Genomic DNA, 20,437 nt, shown 5'->3' with positions numbered 1-20,437 from the left:
CTTTTCCGATCTTCACGCTCACCAGCAGGTCACCATGTCCTCCAAAAGCAGTGCCGCCCTCGCCTCCGCCACCGCGCCGAACGATCTCGCCGCCTATTGGATGCCGTTCACGGCGAACCGCGCCTTCAAGCGCGCTCCGCGCATGGTGGTCGGGGCCAAGGACATGCACTACTTCACCGCCGATGGCCGCAAGATCATCGACGGCGCCGCCGGCATGTGGTGCAGCAATGCCGGCCACAACCGCGACGCCATCACCGCGGCGATCACCAAGCAGGCCGAGACTCTCGACTACGCGCCGCCGTTCCAGTTCGGCCACCCGCAAGCCTTCGAACTGGCGAGCCGGATCGCAGCGCTGGCGCCCAAGGGCCTCGACCACGTCTTCTTCTGCAATTCCGGCTCGGAAGCCGCCGACACCGCGCTGAAGATCGCCCTCGCCTACCACAATGTCCGCGGCGAAGGCGCCCGCAGTCGCCTGATCGGCCGTGAGCGCGGCTATCACGGCGTCGGCTTCGGCGGCACCGCGGTCGGCGGCATCGTCAACAACCGCCGACTGTTCGGCAATCTCCTGACCGGTGTCGACCATCTGGCGTCGACCTACAACCGCGAGCAGCAGGCCTTCACCAAGGGCGAGCCGGAATGGGGCGCCCATCTCGCCGACGAGCTGGAGCGCCTGGTCGGACTGCACGGCGCCAACACCATCGCCGCCGTCATCGTCGAGCCGATGGCCGGCTCCACCGGCGTGCTGCCCGCGCCCAAGGGCTATCTGCAGCGACTGCGCGCCATCTGCGACAAGCACGGCATCCTGCTGATCTTCGACGAGGTCATCACCGGCTATGGCCGCCTCGGCTTCGCCTTCGCCGCCGAGCGCTATGGCGTCACGCCCGACATCCTGACCTTCGCCAAGGGCATCACCAACGGCGCGGTCCCGATGGGCGGCGTGCTGGTGCGCGACGCCATTCATGACGCCTTCATGACCGGCCCCGAACACGTCGTGGAACTGTTCCATGGCTACACCTATTCGGCCCATCCGCTGGCCTGCGCCGCCGGTCTCGCCACGCTCGACGTCTATCGCGAGGAGGGCCTGTTCGAGCGCGCCCGCAAGCTCGAGCCGGTGCTGGCGGACGCTGTGATGACCCTCAAGGACGCGCCGAACGTCCTCGACATCCGCACCGTCGGGTTGACCGCGGCCATCGACCTCGCCCCCAAGGGCGCCCCCGGCATCCGCGGCACCGAAGCGCTCAATGCCTCGTTCTTCGAGCATGACGTGATGCTGCGCGCCGTCGGCGACACCCTGGCGCTGACACCGCCGCTGATCATCAGCGAGGCCCAGATCGGCGAGATCATCGACAAGGTCGGCAAGGTGATCCGCACGGTCGCCTGAGCGCCGGAAGGTTCGGTTCGATCGGGCGGCCGGCGCAAAAGCCGGCCGTCTCGATTTGCCGCCCCGGGAAGATTTAGCCGACGAATCAGCAATGATGGTAAAGTGAATAAAGATTGTGCGCGCAGGACAGGGGCCGCGTCGGGAATGATCCGCGTTTCGACGATATTCATCGCCATCTGCATGGTGCTGATCGCCGCCTCGCTCGGCTTCGTGGTCCATAGCGTCGCCGGGCTGAACCAGTCGGAATCGGCCATCGTCGCGCTGGCGGCACTGACCTTCCTCGTTCTCTACAACGCGGTTGCGATGCGCCTGCGCGAGCGCAGCGCGGTCGGCGGACCGATCGCCGACCTGTCGCGCGGCACCACCGACCTGGCGCGCCAGGTGGCCGAATTCGGCCGCCGCCTCGCCGCCGTCGAGCATCGCGTCGCAAGCCTCGACACCGCCTCGCAGGAACGCGTCCAGGTCGCGCTGGGCGAGATCGGCGAACTCGGCGGCCTCGTCAGACAACTGGCGATCTCGGTGGCCGCCCATGACGATGCCATCGCCGGACGGCTGACGCCGCCGGCGGCGCCGGCCAACGACACCTCGCAACACCACCAAGCCCATGGCGGCTCGCCCGGTGCCGCCGCTGCCGTCCCGCTTGCCGCGGCGCCGAGCGTCGCGCCGGACGTTCCGGCACAGTCCGCTCCAGTCCAGCTTGCTGCAGCTCAACTCGCGCCGGCCCAAGTGCTCGCCGCGGTGAAGGCGGCGATCGAGACCAACCGCATCGATCTCTACCTGCAGCCGCTCGTCACCCTGCCCCAGCGCAAGGTAAGGTTCTACGAGGCTGTGTCGCGGATCCGCGACGACCGCGATCAACTGATCGGCGCCGAGGAATTCATCGCCGCCGCCGAGGGCGCCGGCCTGATGGGCCAGATCGACCGCCAGGTGATGCTTCGCTGCGTCCAGGTGCTGCGCCGCCTGATCGTCCGCAACAACGACATCGGCGTGTTCTGCAACATGTCGGGCGCGACTCTCGGCGACGCCGCGAGCTTCGCCCAGTGCCTCGACTTCCTCGAGGCCAACCGCGTGCTGGCACCCTCACTGGTGCTCGAATTCAAGCATGCGGCGCTGCGCAGCCTGACGCCGCTGCAGACCGAGAATCTCGCCGCCCTGGCCCAGCGCGGCTACCGCTTCTCGATCGACCATGTCACCGACCTGCGCATTGACGCGCGCGACCTCGCCGATCGCGGCGTGCGCTTCATCAAGGTGCCGGCCAGCCTGCTGCTCGACCAGAGCCGGACGTCCGCCGCCGACATCCACCCCGCCGACCTGTCCGACCTGCTCGGACGCTACGGCATCGACCTCGTCGCCGAGCGCATCGAGGGCGAGCGCACCGTGCTCGACCTGCTCGATTACGACGTGCGTTTCGGCCAGGGATTCCTGTTCGCGCCGCCGCGGCCGCTGCGGCCCGAAGGCACGGAAGCCCGACCGTCCGCTGCCCGGCCCGATGCCGCCGGGCCCGACCTTGCGAAACTCGACACCGCCAAAGCCGAATCCGTCAGACCTCAAACCAGGCCGGAGGCGGCCGCGCCCGCAAGCCGCGCCGCCGATCCCGGCCGCGGCGACAGCATCCGCGTCGGCAAGGCCGCACTGGCGCGCCGCGCCGGCGGCCCCAACTGAACCAGCATCATCATGACCAGTCTTCGTTTCGTCGATCACCTGCACGATGTCGCGCGCGATGCCGACGTCATCCTCAGCGATATCTGGGGCGTCATCCATGACGGTCTCGCCTCGTTCCCTGAGGCCTGCGCGGCGTTGCGCCGCTTCCGCGACGGCGGCGGCACCGTGGTGCTGATCACCAATGCGCCACGACCGGCGGCTTCGGTGCAACGGCAGTTGCGCAAGCTCGGCGTCGCCGACGACTGCTATGACGCCATCGTCTCCTCGGGCGACCTGACGCGGCATTACGTCACCGCCCATCGCGGCAAGACGGTGTGCCGGATCGGCCCCGACCGCGACAACTCGGTGTTCCGCGACCTCGACGTCGCCTTCGCGCCGGTCGAAAGCGCCGACTACATCGTCTGCACCGGTCCGTTCGACGACGAGGTCGACACGCCGGAGGACTACCGGGCGATGCTGACGCAGGCACTCAACCGCTGGCTGACGCTGGTCTGCGCCAACCCGGACATCGTCGTCGAGCGTGGCGACCGGCTGATCTACTGCGCCGGGGCCATTGCCGAGCTCTATGCCGCCATGGGCGGCGAGGTGATCTTCTACGGCAAGCCGCACCGGCCGATCTACGATCGCGCCCTGTCGCTCGCCAAGGAGCAGCGCGGCACTGAGCCGAAGCACGTGCTGGCGATCGGCGATTCGGTGCGCACCGATCTCACCGGGGCCAATGCCATGGGCCTCGACTGCCTGTTCGTGACCCGCGGCATCCATGCCGACGAATTCAAGGGCCAGCGCCGGCTCGACGACGCGGCGCTGCGCAAGCTGTTCGGCGGCGCGAGGCTGCCCTTCGCGCTGATGCACGAAGTGCGCTGGTAGCGGCTGTCGGATACGATACAGCGATGGCGGATGGCCGGAACGAGGCCGACGAGACTGCGGTGACCCTGGCGAACTGGCGCAGCGCGCCGTTCAGCCGCCGGGCGTTCCGCAACGTCCGCACCCTGATGCCGGTCGCCGACATCGCCAACGATCCCGCCGCCGTGTGGGCCCTCACCGAGGCGCCGCGGACGCTGGATGCCTTCAGCCTCGCGATGCCGGACGGCGAACTCGGCTTCGCCGACTTCCTCGCGGCGACCGCGACCGACGCCATCGTCATTCTCAAGGACGACCAGATCGTCGCCGAGGCATACGCCGGCGGCATGACGCCGCATACTCCGCACATCATCATGTCCGCCACCAAATCGGTGGTCGGCCTGATCGCCGGCATCCTCGCCGGCGAGGGACTGCTCGATGTCGAGGCGGAGGTCGGGTCCTATGTGCCCGAGGTTGCCGCCACCGCCTATCACGGCGCCACGATCCGCCAGTTGCTCGACATGCGCGGCGGCGTGGTGCTCGATGCGGCGCATCAGCGCGCCTATGACGCCGCCACCCACTGGCTGCCGCAGACGACCGGCGCGCCGCCGCCCGATCTGCACGGCTTCTTCGCCCATATGAGCCTGCCGGCGCGGCCCCATGGCGGCATCTTCCGCTATGTCTCGGCCAATATCGACCTGCTCGGCTGGGCGATGGAGCGCGCCGCGGGCGAAAGCTTCGCAATGTTGGCCAGCCGGCTGTTGTGGCAGCCGCTCGGCGCCGCGGATGCCGCCTTCATCACCCTCGACGGCCGCGGCGCGCCGCGCTGCACCGGCGGCCTCGGTGCCACCGCGCGCGATCTCGCCCGGGTCGGCCAGCTGGTGCTGGCGGGCGGACAGCGCGGCAACCGTTCGGTGGTGCCGGCGGAGTGGATCGAGGACATCGCCGACAACGGCGACGAGAACGCCTGGGCCCGCGGCGAATTCGCCATGAGCTTCGGCCGGCGCCGGATGCATTATCGCAGCGGCTGGTACGTGGCGAGGGACGAGCCGAAGCTGCTGTTCGCCATGGGCATCCACGGCCAGAACCTGTTCGTCGACCGGGCCAATGGCCTCGTCATCGCCAAGCTGTCCGCGCAGAACGAGGCGGTCGACGGCCGGGCCGTCGGCCTGACCCATCGCGCCGTAGCCGAGTTGCGGCGCTGCCTCGCGTGAAGCTGGGTCGAAGCGACAACGGCCGGGCGAGGCCCGGCCGTTTTCATCCCGGTTTCGTCCGCTGCGAGTCAGGCGTGGGCGTGATCGGGGAACACCGCCTCGATCTTGGTCTTCAGCGTCGCGGCGTTGAACGGCTTGACGATGTAGTTATTCACGCCGGCCTTCTTGGCGGCGATGACGTTCTCGGTCTTCGATTCCGCGGTGATCATGATGAAGGGCGTGGTGGCGAGATTGGGGTCGGCCCGCACTTCCTTGAGCAGGTCGTAGCCGGTCATCGGCTCCATGTTCCAGTCGGAGATCACGAGGCCGTACTTCTTGCTGCGCATCTTGTTGAGCGCCGCCGAACCGTCATTGGCATCGTCGATATTCTCGAACCCGAGCTGCTTCAGAAGGTTGCGGATAATGCGGATCATGGTGCTGTAATCGTCCACCACCAGGACCGGCATCGACAAATCCATCGCCATCGCTCTCTCGCTCCCTGTATCGTCACGGCGCGCGTCGCCGCCGCGGCGAGCATGACCCGCCGGCCTGGCCCGGCGACGAAGCAGCCTCGAACTCCCGTCGTCGGCCGCCGCGCCTGTCCCTTACCCCTAGCACCGGGGCATTAAACAGCGCGTTAATCGCCCGCTTCGATCCTGCCAATCACGGCGGGGGCTGGATGTTCTTCCCGATCGCGAAGGGAAGTCGCGATGATGAAACCCCGGCTGGCGCTTGACTTGAGGCCGCCTCAGGCATCACGGTCCGCGGCGATGTCGACCACCCCTGCCCGCTTTCATGTCGTCCGCGACACAACGCCGCCCGAGGCCATTCCACCTGGCGCGGTGGTGGCGCTCGGTAACTTCGATGGCGTTCACCTCGGCCATCGCGCCGTCATCGGCGCCGCCCTGGAGATGGCCCAGGCCCAGGGCCGACCGGCCCTGGCGGTCACCTTCGAGCCCCATCCGCGCAGTTTCTTCAGCCCCAATACGCCGCAGTTCCGCCTCACCGACCTGCGCGACAAGCTGCGGCTCCTGGCCGCCACCGGCCTGTCCGGCGCCGTGGTGATGACCTTCGACGCGGCGCGCGCCCGCACCTCGGCGATGGACTTCATTAACCACGACCTGATCGGCCGCCTCGCGGTCAGCGGCATCTCGGTGGGCTTCGACTTCCATTTCGGCAAGGGCCGGGCGGGCTCGCCGCAGCTGCTGGCCGACGAGGGGCCGCGCCGCGGCATTTCGGTCCACATCCAGCCCCATATCGACGTCGAGGGCCGGGCGGTGTCGTCGACCGCGATCCGCAACGCGCTCGGCCTCGGACAGGTCGACGAGGCCGCCGAATTGCTGGGTTATCCCTGGTTCATCTCCGGCGAGGTGATCCATGGCGAGAAGCGCGGCCGCGATCTCGGCTATCCCACCGCCAATATCCGCCTCGATCCGGCCTGCGGCCTGCGCCACGGCATCTATGCGGTGCGGGTCGGCCGGGGCGCCGAGCGCTATGAGGCAGTGGCGAGCTTCGGCCGCCGGCCGACCTTCGACAACGGCGCGCCGCTGCTCGAGGTCTTCCTGTTCGACTTCAAGGGCGATCTCTATGGCAGCCGCCTCGACGTCGCCTTCATCGCCTTCCTGCGCGAGGAACAGAAATTCGACGGCATTCCGGCGCTGATCGCCCAGATGGACCAGGACAGCATCCGCGCCCGGGCGGCGCTCGCGGCCGCCCCCGAAGCCTTTCCCCGGCTCGGCGAGGTCGAGCTCTAAACCTCCGGCAGCGGTGCCGGGGCCTTTCCGTGGCCCGCCAGCTTTGCTAATGACGGGCCATCTTCAAGGACGGGACATGGCGTCGCAGCGCAACGACCACCGCGAGTTCGGCTCAATCGGGATTACCGGCCCGGCTTCCGCCTGAGCTTCCGCTCGGGGCGCAAGACCGGGACGAACCGACACTTGCCCATCACTTGTTGCCGATCAACTTGTGCCGATCAACCTGTGCCGATGACCGGGGCGCCCATACCGGGGTGCCGATCACTCGGCTGGCCATCCGGCCTTCAGCAGCGCACCGCCTGGTTCCAGATCCATGACCAATTCCAAAGCTTCCGACGCCAAGACTTCAACTGCCAAGACTTCAAGCGCCAAGACCGCAGAGGCCGCCGGCCACGATTATTCCAAGACGCTGTACCTGCCGCAGACCGATTTCCCGATGCGGGCCGGCCTGCCCCAGCGCGAGCCGGAGATCCTGGCGCGCTGGAACGACATCGACCTCTACCGCAAGCTGCGCGAGAGCGCCCGCGGCCGCGCCAAGTTCGTGCTGCATGACGGGCCGCCCTATGCCAACGGCCACATCCATATCGGGCATGCGCTCAACAAGATCCTGAAGGACCTGGTGACGCGGAGCCAGCAGATGCTCGGCTTCGATTCCAATTACGTGCCCGGCTGGGACTGCCACGGCCTGCCGATCGAATGGAAGATCGAGGAGGAGAACTACCGCTCCAAGGGCAAGACCAAGCCGGACCTGAAGAACTCGGCGGCGATGATCGCCTTCCGCCGCGAATGCCGGGCCTATGCCGGCCACTGGCTCGATGTCCAGCGCGAGGAATTCAAGCGCCTCGGCGTCGTCGGCGACTGGGCCCATCCCTACACCACCATGAGCCATCCCGCCGAGGCGCAGATCGCCCGCGAGATCATGAAATTCGCCGCCAACGGCACGCTCTATCGCGGCTCCAAGCCGGTGATGTGGTCGGTGGTCGAAAAGACCGCGCTGGCCGAGGCCGAAGTCGAGTACGAGGATCACACCTCCGACACCGTCTGGGTGAAATTCCCGGTGGCGCAGGTCGAACTCGCCGGCAGCACCGAGGCCACGCCGGCGCTGATCGAGGCCGTCGCCGGCGCCGCGGTCGTGATCTGGACCACCACTCCCTGGACGCTGCCGGGCAACCGCGCCATCAGCTTCTCGTCGAAGATCGGCTATGGCCTCTATCGCGTCACCGCGGCGCCGGCCGACAACTGGGCCAAGGCGGGCGATCTGCTCGTGCTCGCAGACAGCCTCGCCGAGGCGGTGTTCAAGCAGGCGCGGGTCGACGGCTTCGAGAGAGTGGGCGCGGTGCCCGCCACGGCGCTCGCCGCCATGGAGTGCGCCCATCCGCTCGCCGGCCTCGAGGGCGGCTACGAATTCCGCGTGCCGCTGCTCGACGGCGAGCACGTCACCGCCGACACCGGCACCGGCTTCGTCCACACCGCGCCGGGGCACGGCCGCGAGGACTTCGAGATCTGGACCGCCAACGCGCGGGCGCTCGCCGCCCGCGGCATCAATCCGGCCATCCCCTACACCGTCGACGCCGACGGCGCCCTGACCACCCAGGCGCCGGGCTTCACCGGCCGCCGCGTCCTCACCGACAAGGGCGAGAAGGGCGACGCCAACGAGGCGGTGATCAAGGCCCTGATCGAACGCGGCATGCTGCTGGCGCGCTCACGGCTCAAGCACCAGTATCCGCATTCCTGGCGCTCGAAGAAGCCGGTGATCTTCCGCAATACGCCGCAATGGTTCATCGCCATGGACCAGCCGATCGCCGACGATACCGGCGCTTCGAAGGACGGCGACACGCTGCGGGCGCGGGCGCTCAAGGCCATCGCCGCGACCCGCTGGGTGCCGCCCCAGGGCCAGAACCGCATCACCGGCATGATCGCCGGGCGGCCGGACTGGGTGGTCTCGCGCCAGCGCGCCTGGGGCGTGCCGATCACCGTCTTCGTCCGCGAGAAGGCCGACGGCTCGGTCGAGATCCTCAAGGACGAAGCCATCAACCAGCGCATCGCCGAGGCCTTCATGGAGGAAGGCGCCGACGCCTGGTACGCCGAGGGCGCAGCCGCCCGCTTCCTGGGCGCGCGCGCGAGCGAAGGCTGGCAGAAGGTCGACGACATCCTCGACGTCTGGTTCGATTCCGGCTCGACCCACGCCTTCGTGCTGGAGGATCAGCAGAACTTCCCGAGTCTCGCCGGCATCCGCCGCAAGGTCGATGGCGGCGGCGACACCGTGATGTATCTGGAAGGCTCGGACCAGCATCGCGGCTGGTTCCACTCGTCGCTGCTCGAGAGCTGCGGCACCCGCGGCCGTGCCCCCTACGACGTGGTGCTGACCCACGGCTTCACCCTGGACGAACAGGGCCGCAAGATGTCGAAGTCGCTCGGCAACACCGTCGAGCCGCAGAAGGTCATCGCACAGTCCGGCGCCGACATCCTGCGGCTATGGGTGGCGAGCTCGGATACCGCCGACGACCAGCGCATCGGCCCGGAGATCCTCAAGAACACCATCGAGACCTATCGCAAGCTGCGCAACACCATCCGCTGGATGCTCGGCACGCTGCATCACTTCCACCGCGACGACGCGGTCGAGGTGACGAAGATGCCGGAGCTCGAACGATTGATGCTGCACCGCCTCGCCGAACTCGATGGCGTGGTGCGCCGGGCCTATGCGGATTTCGACTACAAGACTGTGGTGGCGGCGCTCGCCGCCTTCATGAACACCGAACTGTCGGCGTTCTATTTCGACATCCGCAAGGACACGCTGTATTGCGATCCGCCGTCCTCGCCGGCGCGCAAATCGGCGCTCACCACCATCGACATGCTGTGCGACGCCATCCTGAAATGGCTGGCGCCGATCCTGTCCTTCACCTGCGACGAAGCCTGGCTGCTGTACCGGCCCGATGCGGAGCCTTCCGTGCATCTGACCACGTTCCGCGACGATCTTGCGTCGCTGCGCGACGACGCGTTGGCGGCGCGGTGGGAGACCATCCGGGCGGTGCGGCGGGTCATCACCGGCGCGCTGGAAGTCGAGCGCGCCGCCAAGAAGATCGGCTCCTCGCTCGAGGCCTCGCCGCTCGTCTACGTCTCCGATCCGGCCGTGTTGGCGCTGCTGGCCGATGTCGACCTGGCCGAGATCGCGATCACCTCGAATGCGATGCTGACCGATGCGGATGCGCCGGCGGACGCCTTCCGGCTCGCCGACGTGCCGGGCGTCGCGGTGGTGATCGAGCGCGCCGTGGGCACCAAATGCGCCCGGTCGTGGAAGATCCTGCCGACCGTCGGCAGCGATCCGCAGTACCCGGACGTGACGCCGCGCGACGCCGAGGCGCTGCGCGAATGGAAGGCGCTGGGCCATGCGGTCTAGTGCCCGCTTTCCGAAGTTCGTGATACAGCGCCGCACGTCCAACCACGAACTTCGGAAAGCAAAGGGCACTAGCAAACTTTATAATTCTAGTACCCTTTTGTTTCCGAAGTTCGTGTCCAGAGGATGCAGCAGGTGACTCACGAACTTCGGAAACAGGGTACTAGGGTCTTCCGCGGCGACGCCATGAGGCCGGCATGAAACCGCCGCTCCGCGCCGGCATCATTGCCGCCGCCATCACGCTGGTGCTCGACCAGGCCGCCAAGCAGTGGCTGCTGCAGATCTTCGATCTGCCGCGTCGCGGCGCCTATGAGGTGACGCCGTTCTTCGACCTCGTGATGGCCTGGAATACCGGCATCAGCTATGGCTGGTTCCAGAACCAGGGGCCCATCGGCCAGACCCTGCTGGTGGCGCTGAAGGCCGTGGCGGTGGTGGTGATGGCGATCTGGATGGCGCGGTCCCAGACCGTGCTCGCCAGCCTCAGCCTCGGTCTGATCATCGGCGGCGCGATCGGCAATGCGATCGACCGGCTGCTCTACGGCGCCGTGGTCGATTTTGCATTGCTGCACGCCCAGATCGGCGGGACCACCTATAACTGGTACGTCTTCAACCTCGCAGATGTGGCCATTGTTGCCGGTGTGGTGGGCCTCCTGTATGACTCCTTCTTTGGCAGGACCGCCGTAAAAGCGCCCTGATCCCGGCCGATACGGCCGTCTGCGAAGGCCCGTCCGACGGGCTGGCGCCTTCCGCCTAAGCGATTGATCGGATAAGGAAATCTGATCGGATGGGAATCATGCGAACCAGCAACATCCTGCCGCATCGCGGCCGCCAGGCCCTCTTTGGCGCGAGTTTGGGCCCGCGGCTGCGCCTCACCGCCTGCCTGCTCGGCGTCGGTCTCTGCCTCGCCGCGGGTGCCGCCCGCGCCGGCGACGACGGAGAAGACGATTCGACCTTCGAGGAGAGGCTGGTCCGCAACATCATGAGCGGCATCGGCGGCACCAACATGGACAGCAAGGGCATCGACTACCGCGAGCGTTCGCCGCTGGTGGTGCCGCGCAATCTCGACCTGCCGCCGCCGGAAAACGCCCGCGCCGAAAAGACCCCGGCGAACTGGCCCAAGGACCCTTCGATCGCCGCACGCAAGGCGGAGAAGGAAGCCGCGAGCCAGCAAAAGGCGGACATGTTCGAGTTGAACCGCCCGCTGACCCCTGCCGAGCTTGCACCCAAGCGCACGAAATCAGTCCGCGAAGCGACCACCCAGCAGCCTGGCAGCCAGCCTGACGCGTGGGGCGGCACCGGCAGCGGGCCGATGCTGGCGCCCTCACAGCTGGGGTTCAGCGGCGGGATGTGGTCCGGCATTTTCAAGGGCGGCAACTCTGCTGAGGTCGGCCAGTTCAAGGGCGAGCCGACCCGCGAAGACCTGACCCAGCCGCCGACCGGTTACCAGACGCCGTCGCCGACCTATGCCTATGGCACCGGCCCGGCCAAGCCGATCGACCAGCAGGGCACGAACGTGTTCGATCCCAACATGCAGCAGAAGCCGAACTGAAGTGACGCGCGCCGGCCCGTGCCGGCGCCGCTTCTTGTGTCCGCTTTGCCGCCTGACGATGCGCGGCGCGATCCGTTCGGCACCGGACCAGCGACCTGGTGGTCCGTCCAGGCGCGTCGCGAGTGTCAAATCCACGCCGCTGCTCCATTTGTCTGCCGAGGGTATGCCCGCGCATGATCCGCTCACCGCGACACCTGTCACCGCGACACTTGCTCCGCCATCTCGCTGCCGATTTCTGCTCCCCGCTGACGGCCCCGGCCCTTGCGGTCGCACTGCTGGCCACGCCGGCGCACGCCGTCGAGGTGCCTCCGGCTGCCGTCGGCGCACCGCCGCGCGAGGAGGCTCCCCCGCCGAAGCCATCAACCTTCAGCCTCGCCAACGGCCTTCAGGTCGTAGTCATTCCCGACCATCGCACCCCGGTGGTCACGGAGATGATCTGGTACAAGGTGGGCTCCGCCGACGAGACCCCGGGCAAATCGGGCCTTGCCCATTTCCTCGAACACCTGATGTTCAAGGGCACCGCCAAGCATCCGGCCGGCGAATTCTCCCAGACCGTGATCCGGGTCGGGGGCAACGAGAATGCCTTCACCTCGACCGACTACACCGGCTATTTCCAGCGTGTGGCGCGCGACAAGCTCGCCACCATGATGGCGTTCGAAGCCGACCGCATGACCGGCCTGACGCTGAAGAACGAGGAGGTGCTGCCGGAACGCGACGTGGTGCTGGAAGAATACAATATGCGCGTCGCCAACAGCCCCGACGCCCGGCTCACCGAGCAGATCATGGCGGCACTGTATCTCAATCACCCCTATGGCCGGCCGGTGATCGGCTGGCACCAGGAAATCGAGAAGCTCAACCGCGAGGATGCGCTCGCCTTCTACAAGCGCTTCTACGCCCCCAACAACGCCACGCTGGTGATCGCCGGCGACGTCACCGCCGACGAGGTGCGCCCGCTGGTCGAACGCAATTTCGCGGCAATCCCGGCGCAGCCCGACATCCCGGTCCAGCGCGTGCGCCCGCAGGAGCCGGCGCCCGCCGGCCCGCGCACCGTGACGCTGGCCGATCCCCGCGTCGAGCAGCCGGCGCTGCGCCGCTATTATCTGGTGCCGGCGGCGACCGGCTCCACCACCGACAGCGACGCCCTCGAACTACTCGCCCAGGTGCTCGGCGGCGGCAACAATTCGCTGCTCTATCGCGCCCTCGTCGTCGACAAGCCGCTCGCGGTCAGCACCGGCACCTGGTACCAGGGCACGGCGGTGGATGCGACCCAGTTCGCCATTTCCGCCTCGCCAAAGCCCGGAGTAGACTTCGCCCAGATCGAGGCCGCGATCGACGCGGTGATCGCCGAAGTGGCGCAGAACGGCGTCTCCGCCGAGACGCTGGAGCGCGCCAAGACCCAGCTCATTGCCGAAGCAGTCTATGCCCAGGACAGCCAGAGCACACTGGCGCGCTGGTATGGCGCCGCCCTCACCGTCGGCCTCAAGGTCGATGACGTGATCGAGTGGCCGCGTCGCATCCGCGCCGTCACCGCCAACCAGGTGCGCGATGCCGCACGCACCTGGCTCGACAAGAAGCGCTCCGTGACCGGTTATCTCGTCAAGGACAACGCGCCCCGGCGCGAGGAGAAACGCTCGTGATCATGCGCCGCCGAGACTTTCTCCGCGCCGCCGGCGCCTTCGCGCTGGCCGGCGCCGCCCTGCCGCTCGCGCCGCGCCTCGCCCAGGCCGCCGCCAGGATCCAACGCGTGGTGTCGCCCGGCGGCATCGAGGCCTGGTTTGTCCAGGACGCCACCGTGCCGCTGGTGGCCATGGAATACGCTTTTGCCGGCGGCGCCGCCCAGGACCCGGCGGACAAGTCCGGCGTCAGTCATATGGTGGCGGAGACGCTCGACGAGGGCGCCGGCGACCTCGATTCCAGTGCCTATCACGATCGACTCGAACGTCGTGCCATCCAGCTCTCCTTCTCCACCGCCCGCGACTATTTCCGCGGCTCGCTGCGGATGCTCAAGGACAACCGCGACGAGGCCTTCAGCCTGCTGCGGCTGACGCTGATCGAACCGCGCTTCGACGGTGATGCGGTCGAGCGCATCCGCTCGCAGATCATCTCGATCCTGCGCCGCGAGACCACGACGCCGACCTCGCTGGCCAATCGCAGCTTCTGGCAGCTCGCCTATCCCGATCATCCCTATGGCCGCGCCACCAACGGCAGCCTCGACAGCGTCCCCACCATTTCCACCGCCGACCTGCGCAGCTATGTCCGCCGTACCCTGACGCGCGACAAGCTGCGCATCGGCGTCGTCGGCGACATCGACGCCGCGACCCTCGGCCGCCTGCTCGACGACACCTTCGGCGCGCTGCCGGCAACCAGTTCGCTCATCGATGTCCCCACGGTGGCCGCGATCAAGCCGCCGCAGCGGGTGTTCGTGCCGCTCGACGTGCCGCAGACGGTGGTGACCTTCGGCGGCCCTGGCCTGTTGCGCAACGATCCCGACTTCATGGCCGGCTATGTCGCCAACCACATCCTCGGCGGCGGCTCGCTGTCGTCGCGGCTCTATCGCGAAGTGCGCGAGAAGCGGGGCCTCGTCTACTCGATCTACGATTCGCTGGTGTGGATGCAGAACTCGGCGCTGTTCGCCGGCTCGACCGCGACCCGCGCCGACCGCGCCGAGGAGACGGTCGAGACCCTCGACCGCGAAATCCGCCGCATGGGCGAGGACGGACCGAGCCAAAAGGAACTCGACGAGGCGAAGTCCTATCTCAAGGGCTCGCAGATGCTGGCCCTCGACACCTCGTCGAAGATCGCCGCGGCCATGATGCAATATCAGCTCGACGGCCTGCCGATCGACTATATCGAGATCCGCAACGGCCTCGTCGACGCGGTGACCCTCGATGACGCGCGGCGTGCGGCGAAACGGCTGTGGGGCAGCGGCCTGCTCACGGTCGTGGTCGGCCGCCCGGTGAAGGCCACCGCCCAGTCGCTGCCGGCCGCCGCTGCTCCGCCCCAACCGGTCCGCAACTGATCCGCACGGGACCGCCGCGACGAATACGGATAGAGTGTTCGCCGAATCCCGTTTCCGCGGGCACACGACCGGTCCGGCCATGCTGCGCATCAATCACGCCATTTCCATCGACGACGACGATGTCGAGATCAGCTTTGTCCGGGCCTCCGGGCCCGGCGGGCAGAACGTCAACAAGCTCGCCACGGCCGCGCAGCTGCGCTGGGACAGCCACCGCGCCGCGCTGCCGCCGGACATGGCCGAGCGTCTCGCCCGCCTCGCCGGGCGCCGCATGACCAAGGACGGTGTCATCGTCATCCAGGCCGATCGCTACCGCACCCAGGAGCGCAACCGCCAGGATGCCATCGATCGGCTGGTGGACCTGCTTCGCGACGCCGCGGTGCGGCCCAAGCCCCGCCGGGCGACCCGCCCCACCCTCGGCTCCAAGCAGCGACGCCTCGAAGGCAAGAAGCATCGCGGCGACGTCAAGGCCATGCGCGGCCGAATCAGCGACTGAGGCACAACCGCAGCATGGCCGATCACCCAACGCGAAGGCGACTGTCCGCCCGCTGGCTCATCCTTAATCCAGCGAGCGAAGTACTGCTGTTCCGCTTCGTTCACAGCCACGGCCCGTTGGCGGGCAAAGACTATTGGGCAACGCCCGGCGGCGGCGTCGAGCCAGGCGAAACCGTCGAGGCGGCAGCACTCCGTGAGCTGCGGGAAGAGACCGGGGTGATTTTATCGCACGCCGGTCCGTTGGCCGCGCGGCGGGAGGCCTCGTTTCAACTCCCCGACGGAGAATGGGTGATCGCGGACGAGCATTATTTCGTGGTCCGGATCAGCCAGGAACGGTTATCCAGGGACGGCTGGACCGAACAGGAGCGAGACGTGATGACCGAGGAGGCCTGGTGGTCGGCTGCCCGTCTCAGAACCACGACGAGCATCGTCTGGCCGGAAAATCTGGTCGGAATGCTCGAGGGTCTCGGACCTTGCGAAGCTCTGCTAGATTGACCTTTTGATCGCTCCGAGTCGCATCCGATGCCCGTCCGCCAGCTTCCCGAAACCATCGTCAACCGCATCGCCGCCGGCGAGGTGGTCGAACGGCCGGCGAGCGCCGTCAAGGAACTGGTGGAGAACGCCATCGATGCCGGCGCAAGCCGGATCGACATCTTCACCGAGGGCGGCGGCCGGCGCCGCATCACCATCACCGACGACGGCCAAGGCATGACGAGGGCCGACCTCGCGCTCGCCGTCGACCGCCACGCCACCTCCAAGCTCGACGACGAGGACCTGCTGGCGATCAAGACGCTCGGCTTCCGCGGCGAGGCCCTGCCCTCGATCGGCGCGGTGGCGAAACTCGCCATCACCACGCGTCACGCCGGCGAGCCCCATGCCTGGGCGCTGAACGTCGAGGGCGGCGCCAAGTCGCCGATCGCGCCGTCGGCACTGTCGCGCGGCACCCGCGTCGATGTCAGCGAACTTTTCTACGCGACGCCGGCACGGCTGAAATTCCTCAAGACCGACCGCACCGAGGCCGAGGCGATCCGCGAGACGGTGCGCCGTCTCGCCATGGCGAGACCGGACATCGCCTTCACCCTCGCCGGGGAGGAACGCGCGCCGGTGACCTGGGCGGCGGCGCTGCCCGGCGGGCCCGGCCGCCTCACCCGGCTCGGCGACATTCTCGGCGCCGACTTCCGCACCCATGCCATCGCGGTGATGTCCGAGCGCGAAGGGGTTCATGTCGAAGGTTTCGCCGCGGCGCCGGCGCTGACCCGGGCCAATGCGCTCGGCCAGTATCTGTTCGTCAACGGCCGGCCGGTGCGCGACAAGTTGATCATCGGCGCGGTGCGCGCCGCCTATGCCGACTACCTGCCGCGCGACCGTCATCCCGTGGTGGCGCTGTTCGTCACGCTGCCGCCACAGGAAGTCGACGCCAATGTCCATCCGGCCAAGACCGAGGTGCGCTTCCGCAATGCCGGCCTGGTGCGCGCGCTGATCGTCCATGCGCTGAAGGAAGGTCTCGCCCGCGAGGGCCGCCGCACCGCCGGCAACAGCGGCGAGGCGGCGATAGCGGCGTTTCGCTCGAGGCCGGTCAACTGGGACTGGCAGCGCTCGCCGGCGGCGCCTGGGCCGGCCTTCGTGTCGCCGACGGCGTCGCCCTTCGGCTCCGGCTTTACTGCCACGATCGCCGATGCGGCGCCTGGCTTTGCCGCACCGGCGCAGCCGGCGTTCGACGTCGGCGCCCCGGCCGCCGACCTGCGCGGCCACGCCGCGCCGCCGCCGGACCTGATCGACGCCCCCCTCGGCGCGGCGCGCACCCAGATCCACGGCACCTATATCGTGTCGCAGACCCGCGACGGTCTCATCGTCGTCGATCAGCACGCCGCCCACGAGCGCATCGTCTACGAGCGGCTCAAGGCGTCGCTGGAGCGCGACGGCGTCGGCCGCCAGATCCTGCTGATCCCGCAGATCGTCGAACTGGACGAGGCCACGGTGGAGCGGCTCCTCGGCCGCGCCGGCGAACTCGAGCGCTTCGGCCTCGTCGTCGAATCCTTCGGTCCCGGCGCGGTCGCGGTGCGGGAGACCCCCGCCCTGCTCGGCCGAGGTGATGCCGCGGCGCTGCTGCGCGATCTCGCCGAGCACATGGCCGAATGGGACGAGGCGCTGCCGCTGGAGCGCCGGCTGATGCATGTCGCCGCCACCATGGCCTGCCATGGCTCGGTACGGGCGGGGCGCATCCTCAAGCCCGAGGAGATGAACGCGCTGCTGCGGGAAATGGAATCGACCCCCAATTCCGGCCAGTGCAACCATGGCCGGCCGACTTATGTCGAGCTCAAGCTCGCCGACATCGAAAGGCTGTTCGGTCGTCGCTGACGCGATCGCCTGGCGCGGCCCTGCCGGCCCTTGCGAGCCTTCGTGAAACGGTCAACATTTGAGGTTGCGCACTCAAGGAAAGCTCCGGCCGTGTCGTTCGATCTGATCATTCGCAACGCGTCGCTTGCCGATGGCCGCACCGGGATCGATATCGCGGTCCATGCCGGCCGCATCGCGGCGATCGAACCTGCCATCGGAGCGGAAGCCGGCCAGGTGATCGACGCCGCCGGCCGCCTCGTCGCGCCGCCTTTCGTCGATTCCCATTTCCATCTCGACGCGACGCTCTCGCTCGGGCTGCCGCGGCTGAACCGCTCCGGCACGCTGCTCGAGGGCATCGCACTATGGGGCGAGCTCAAGCCGCTGCTGACGGCAGAAGCGGTGTTCGAACGGGCGATGAAATATTGCGATCTGGCGATTGCCCAGGGGCTGCTCGCCATCCGCAGCCATGTGGACATCTGCGACGATCATCTTGTGGCGGTAGACGCGCTGCTCGAGGTCAAGCGCCAGGTCGCGCCCTATCTGCATCTCGAACTCGTGGCCTTCCCCCAGGACGGCTATTATCGATCGCCGGGCGCGGTCAGGAACCTGTCCCGCGCGCTCGACAAGGGTGTCGAGGTGGTCGGCGGCATTCCGCATTTCGAGCGCAGCATGGGTGACGGAAGCGCATCGGTGCGCGCGCTGTGCGAACTCGCCGCCGAGCGCGGCCTGCGCGTCGACCTGCACTGCGACGAGACCGACGATCCGCTGTCGCGGCACATCGAGACCCTGGCCGACGAGACCCATCGCCTCGGTCTTGGCGGACGCGTCACCGGCTCGCACCTCACCTCCATGCATTCCATGGACAACTACTACGTCTCCAAGTTGCTGCCGCTGATGGCCGAGGCCGGGGTCGCGGCCATTGCCAATCCGCTGATCAACATCGTCCTGCAAGGGCGGCACGACACCTATCCGAAGCGCCGCGGCATGACCCGCGTCGCGGAAATGCGCGCGGCCGGCATCGACGTCGCCTTCGGCCAGGACTGCTGCATGGACCCGTGGTATTCGCTCGGCTCGGCCGACATGCTGGACGTCGCGCATATGGCCTTGCATGTCGGGCAGCTGACCTCGCGCGACGCCATGCGCGACTGCTTCGCCTCGATCACCACGACCGCCGCACGCATCCTTGGACTGGAGGATTACGGCACGGAGGTCGGCTGCCAGGCCGACCTGGTGGTGCTGCAGGCGACGGATCCGATCGAGGCGATCCGGCTGCGCGCCGCGCGGCTCTACGTCGTCAGCCGTGGCCGCGTCGTCGCCGAAAGCGAGCCGCGGCGGTCGAGGCTCTCCGTCCCGGGCCGGCCCGATGTCGTCGATGCGTCGTCCTACGCGCCGCTGGATCATGGGGGATGACGGCGCCGGGAGATCGGCGCCGCCACTGCCGTCCACTCCCACAGCGCGGTACGATCAAACGCTAACGCGCTCTGGCGTTTTCGAGCCTGTTTTAGCGCGGCGATGGCTCTGCCGCCGTGGCAGCGTCTGCGGTGGGCGGGGGTACCGGTGCTGAAGCCACGGGGGCCGGCCGCAGCTTTGGTTTTGGTTGCTGCTTGCCGCCCTTTGACGCCTCGCTGATCACCTTCTGAGGCTCGCCCGAGTCTTCACCGCAGTGCCTCTGCTCTGCAAGGGCCGCCAGGTACTGCTGCCGCGCCTGGAGTGCTTGGATCTCGGTATCAGCCGTGCCCTGGAAGTCCATGCCAAACCAAAGCACCGGGATCACCAAACCGGCAACGCCAGCGGCTACGTTCTGCGCGACCTTGAGGCCCTTGTCAGAGGCTAGCTGTTGCACCTTGGCGTTGTTCGACTGCACTTCAATGGTGATGGCGGCGCAGTCCATATAGCGATCCTGCGGCTGCACCACGGCAACGGGCGCAGGAGCCCGGCCGGCGCAGGCGCCCAAGGCGGCCGCGGCCGCCACGACGATCAGACGTTTCATGTGAATTCCCCAGACCCGCCAACAGGCTAGCAGGGGTGTAGGCCGCTCGTCTAGGTTGTCCCGGGCTGCCTGCGCAGGAAGACGGACTTATCCTGAAACATTCATGGTGGGTTGACGCGCCTGGGCGGGCTGCCCAAAGCCAATGCGAAAGTTACAATCGGACCACTCGAATGCAATCGCTTCAGATCGAACGGCGGCGCGCGCTCAAGCGCGTCGATGGAGCCGACCTTATAAAGACCCATCTTTCCGGATGATGTTCCAGAAAATGTGTTCACGCGGCGCGGAGAATGACGAACTCGGTGTCGTCATAGGCGCGGCGCTCGAGCTCGGTGAAGCCTTCCGGCACGACGAAGCCGGGCTTGCGTGCCTCTTCCACCACCACCAGCGCCTGCGGCATCAGCCAGCCGCCGGCGCGCAGCGCCGCGAGCGCCTTTTCGGCGAGGCCCTTGCCGTAGGGCGGATCGAGGAAGGCGAGCTTGAAGGGCTCCATCGGATGGGCCGGGCCGGGCTCGGTGGCGTCGCGGCGCCAGACCTTGCTGACGCCGCCGAGGCCGAGAGACTCGACATTCTGGCGCAGCAGGGCTCTCGCCTCCGCCCCGTTGTCGATGAACAGCGCAAAGCGCGCGCCGCGCGACAGTGCCTCGATGCCGAGCGCGCCGGTACCGGCGAACGCATCGATCACTCGGGCATCGGTGACCGGATCGTCATAGGCGTGGAACAGGATGTTGAACAGCGCCTCGCGCAGCCGGTCCGCGGTCGGCCGGATCTCGCGCGAAGCCGGCGAGGCAAGATTGCGGCCGCGCAGCCGCCCCCCGACGACGCGCAT

At 68.0% G+C, this 20,437-nt stretch carries 17 protein-coding genes; 14 read left to right on the top strand and 3 right to left on the bottom strand.

Annotated elements, in window-relative coordinates; all coding sequences use genetic code 11:
• The first annotated feature begins 34 nt into the window (after positions 1 to 34).
• From DB459_RS13020 to DB459_RS13005, 4 genes are all read left to right on the top strand, one after another.
• The gene (locus DB459_RS13020) at positions 35 to 1,381 is read left to right on the top strand and encodes an aspartate aminotransferase family protein (RefSeq protein WP_253713264.1); all 1,347 of its coding nucleotides are present in this window, start codon (positions 35 to 37) and stop codon (positions 1,379 to 1,381) included.
• A 144-nt stretch (positions 1,382 to 1,525) separates the two neighbouring features.
• Positions 1,526 to 3,043 (top strand): EAL domain-containing protein, encoded by a 1,518-nt coding sequence (locus DB459_RS13015; protein ID WP_253713263.1) that lies wholly within the window; start codon positions 1,526 to 1,528, stop codon positions 3,041 to 3,043.
• 12 nt (positions 3,044 to 3,055) lie between these two features.
• On the top strand, positions 3,056 to 3,910 hold the full coding sequence (locus DB459_RS13010) for a TIGR01459 family HAD-type hydrolase (RefSeq protein ID WP_253713262.1): 855 nt from the start codon (positions 3,056 to 3,058) through the stop codon (positions 3,908 to 3,910).
• A 23-nt stretch (positions 3,911 to 3,933) separates the two neighbouring features.
• Positions 3,934 to 5,097 carry a serine hydrolase gene (locus tag DB459_RS13005; protein WP_253713261.1) on the top strand — a complete coding sequence of 388 codons (1,164 nt, stop codon included), beginning with the start codon at positions 3,934 to 3,936 and terminating at the stop codon, positions 5,095 to 5,097.
• A 68-nt stretch (positions 5,098 to 5,165) separates the two neighbouring features.
• Here DB459_RS13005 and DB459_RS13000 read toward each other — a convergent pair whose 3' ends face one another.
• Complete coding sequence (locus DB459_RS13000; RefSeq protein ID WP_253713260.1) at positions 5,166 to 5,561, bottom strand: response regulator; 396 nt, start codon at positions 5,559 to 5,561, stop codon at positions 5,166 to 5,168.
• A gap of 285 nt (positions 5,562 to 5,846) precedes the next feature.
• Here DB459_RS13000 and DB459_RS12995 point away from each other — a divergent pair, with 285 nt between their 5' ends.
• From DB459_RS12995 to DB459_RS12950, 10 genes are all read left to right on the top strand, one after another.
• On the top strand, positions 5,847 to 6,830 hold the full coding sequence (locus DB459_RS12995; RefSeq protein ID WP_253713259.1) for a bifunctional riboflavin kinase/FAD synthetase: 984 nt from the start codon (positions 5,847 to 5,849) through the stop codon (positions 6,828 to 6,830).
• A gap of 313 nt (positions 6,831 to 7,143) precedes the next feature.
• Positions 7,144 to 10,227, top strand: a complete 3,084-nt coding sequence (ileS, locus tag DB459_RS12990; RefSeq protein ID WP_253713258.1) for an isoleucine--tRNA ligase — start codon at positions 7,144 to 7,146, stop codon at positions 10,225 to 10,227.
• A gap of 194 nt (positions 10,228 to 10,421) precedes the next feature.
• On the top strand, positions 10,422 to 10,919 hold the full coding sequence (gene lspA / locus DB459_RS12985; protein ID WP_253713257.1) for a signal peptidase II: 498 nt from the start codon (positions 10,422 to 10,424) through the stop codon (positions 10,917 to 10,919).
• A 98-nt stretch (positions 10,920 to 11,017) separates the two neighbouring features.
• The gene (locus tag DB459_RS12980) at positions 11,018 to 11,773 is read left to right on the top strand and encodes a hypothetical protein (protein ID WP_253713256.1); all 756 of its coding nucleotides are present in this window, start codon (positions 11,018 to 11,020) and stop codon (positions 11,771 to 11,773) included.
• A 173-nt stretch (positions 11,774 to 11,946) separates the two neighbouring features.
• Positions 11,947 to 13,410, top strand: coding sequence for a M16 family metallopeptidase (locus DB459_RS12975; RefSeq protein WP_371926942.1), 1,464 nt, complete (start codon positions 11,947 to 11,949; stop codon positions 13,408 to 13,410).
• A gap of 2 nt (positions 13,411 to 13,412) precedes the next feature.
• Positions 13,413 to 14,792 (top strand): pitrilysin family protein, encoded by a 1,380-nt coding sequence (locus DB459_RS12970; RefSeq protein WP_253713255.1) that lies wholly within the window; start codon positions 13,413 to 13,415, stop codon positions 14,790 to 14,792.
• A gap of 79 nt (positions 14,793 to 14,871) precedes the next feature.
• A complete protein-coding gene (gene arfB, locus DB459_RS12965; RefSeq protein WP_253713254.1) occupies positions 14,872 to 15,285 on the top strand; it encodes an alternative ribosome rescue aminoacyl-tRNA hydrolase ArfB in 414 nt (137 codons plus the stop codon).
• Positions 15,286 to 15,299: 14 nt separating this feature from the next.
• Positions 15,300 to 15,779 carry an NUDIX hydrolase gene (locus DB459_RS12960; protein WP_253713253.1) on the top strand — a complete coding sequence of 160 codons (480 nt, stop codon included), beginning with the start codon at positions 15,300 to 15,302 and terminating at the stop codon, positions 15,777 to 15,779.
• A 27-nt stretch (positions 15,780 to 15,806) separates the two neighbouring features.
• The gene (mutL, locus tag DB459_RS12955) at positions 15,807 to 17,642 is read left to right on the top strand and encodes a DNA mismatch repair endonuclease MutL (RefSeq protein ID WP_253713252.1); all 1,836 of its coding nucleotides are present in this window, start codon (positions 15,807 to 15,809) and stop codon (positions 17,640 to 17,642) included.
• A gap of 90 nt (positions 17,643 to 17,732) precedes the next feature.
• Positions 17,733 to 19,031, top strand: a complete 1,299-nt coding sequence (locus DB459_RS12950) for an amidohydrolase family protein (protein WP_253713251.1) — start codon at positions 17,733 to 17,735, stop codon at positions 19,029 to 19,031.
• A gap of 91 nt (positions 19,032 to 19,122) precedes the next feature.
• On the opposite strand, the gene DB459_RS12945 is transcribed toward DB459_RS12950, so the two are convergent.
• Positions 19,123 to 19,611 (bottom strand): hypothetical protein, encoded by a 489-nt coding sequence (locus tag DB459_RS12945; protein ID WP_253713250.1) that lies wholly within the window; start codon positions 19,609 to 19,611, stop codon positions 19,123 to 19,125.
• Between the two features lie 271 nt (positions 19,612 to 19,882).
• Positions 19,883 to 20,437 (bottom strand): 16S rRNA (guanine(966)-N(2))-methyltransferase RsmD, encoded by a 555-nt coding sequence (rsmD, locus tag DB459_RS12940; RefSeq protein WP_253713249.1) that lies wholly within the window; start codon positions 20,435 to 20,437, stop codon positions 19,883 to 19,885.

The sequence above is a fragment of the Bradyrhizobium sp. WD16 genome, assembly GCF_024181725.1.
Taxonomy (GTDB): Bacteria; Pseudomonadota; Alphaproteobacteria; order Rhizobiales; family Xanthobacteraceae; genus Bradyrhizobium_A.
This window is presented reverse-complemented; position numbering and strand designations above follow the sequence as displayed.

Bases quoted from the DNA above. Each gene is read 5' to 3' on its own strand.
- DB459_RS12960 (WP_253713253.1), top strand. From the start codon at position 15,300: ATGGCCGATCACCCAACGCGAAGGCGACTGTCCGCCCGCTGGCTCATC.
- DB459_RS13010 (WP_253713262.1), top strand. From the start codon at position 3,056: ATGACCAGTCTTCGTTTCGTCGATCACCTGCACGATGTCGCGCGCGAT.
- mutL (WP_253713252.1), top strand. From the start codon at position 15,807: ATGCCCGTCCGCCAGCTTCCCGAAACCATCGTCAACCGCATCGCCGCC.
- ileS (WP_253713258.1), top strand. From the start codon at position 7,144: ATGACCAATTCCAAAGCTTCCGACGCCAAGACTTCAACTGCCAAGACT.
- DB459_RS12995 (WP_253713259.1), top strand. From the start codon at position 5,847: ATGTCGACCACCCCTGCCCGCTTTCATGTCGTCCGCGACACAACGCCG.
- DB459_RS13015 (WP_253713263.1), top strand. From the start codon at position 1,526: ATGATCCGCGTTTCGACGATATTCATCGCCATCTGCATGGTGCTGATC.
- DB459_RS12945 (WP_253713250.1), bottom strand. From the start codon at position 19,611: ATGAAACGTCTGATCGTCGTGGCGGCCGCGGCCGCCTTGGGCGCCTGC.
- rsmD (WP_253713249.1), bottom strand. From the start codon at position 20,437: ATGCGCGTCGTCGGGGGGCGGCTGCGCGGCCGCAATCTTGCCTCGCCG.
- arfB (WP_253713254.1), top strand. From the start codon at position 14,872: ATGCTGCGCATCAATCACGCCATTTCCATCGACGACGACGATGTCGAG.
- DB459_RS12970 (WP_253713255.1), top strand. From the start codon at position 13,413: ATGCGCCGCCGAGACTTTCTCCGCGCCGCCGGCGCCTTCGCGCTGGCC.
- DB459_RS12980 (WP_253713256.1), top strand. From the start codon at position 11,018: ATGCGAACCAGCAACATCCTGCCGCATCGCGGCCGCCAGGCCCTCTTT.
- DB459_RS13020 (WP_253713264.1), top strand. From the start codon at position 35: ATGTCCTCCAAAAGCAGTGCCGCCCTCGCCTCCGCCACCGCGCCGAAC.
- lspA (WP_253713257.1), top strand. From the start codon at position 10,422: ATGAAACCGCCGCTCCGCGCCGGCATCATTGCCGCCGCCATCACGCTG.
- DB459_RS12975 (WP_371926942.1), top strand. From the start codon at position 11,947: ATGATCCGCTCACCGCGACACCTGTCACCGCGACACTTGCTCCGCCAT.
- DB459_RS13000 (WP_253713260.1), bottom strand. From the start codon at position 5,561: ATGGCGATGGATTTGTCGATGCCGGTCCTGGTGGTGGACGATTACAGC.
- DB459_RS13005 (WP_253713261.1), top strand. From the start codon at position 3,934: ATGGCGGATGGCCGGAACGAGGCCGACGAGACTGCGGTGACCCTGGCG.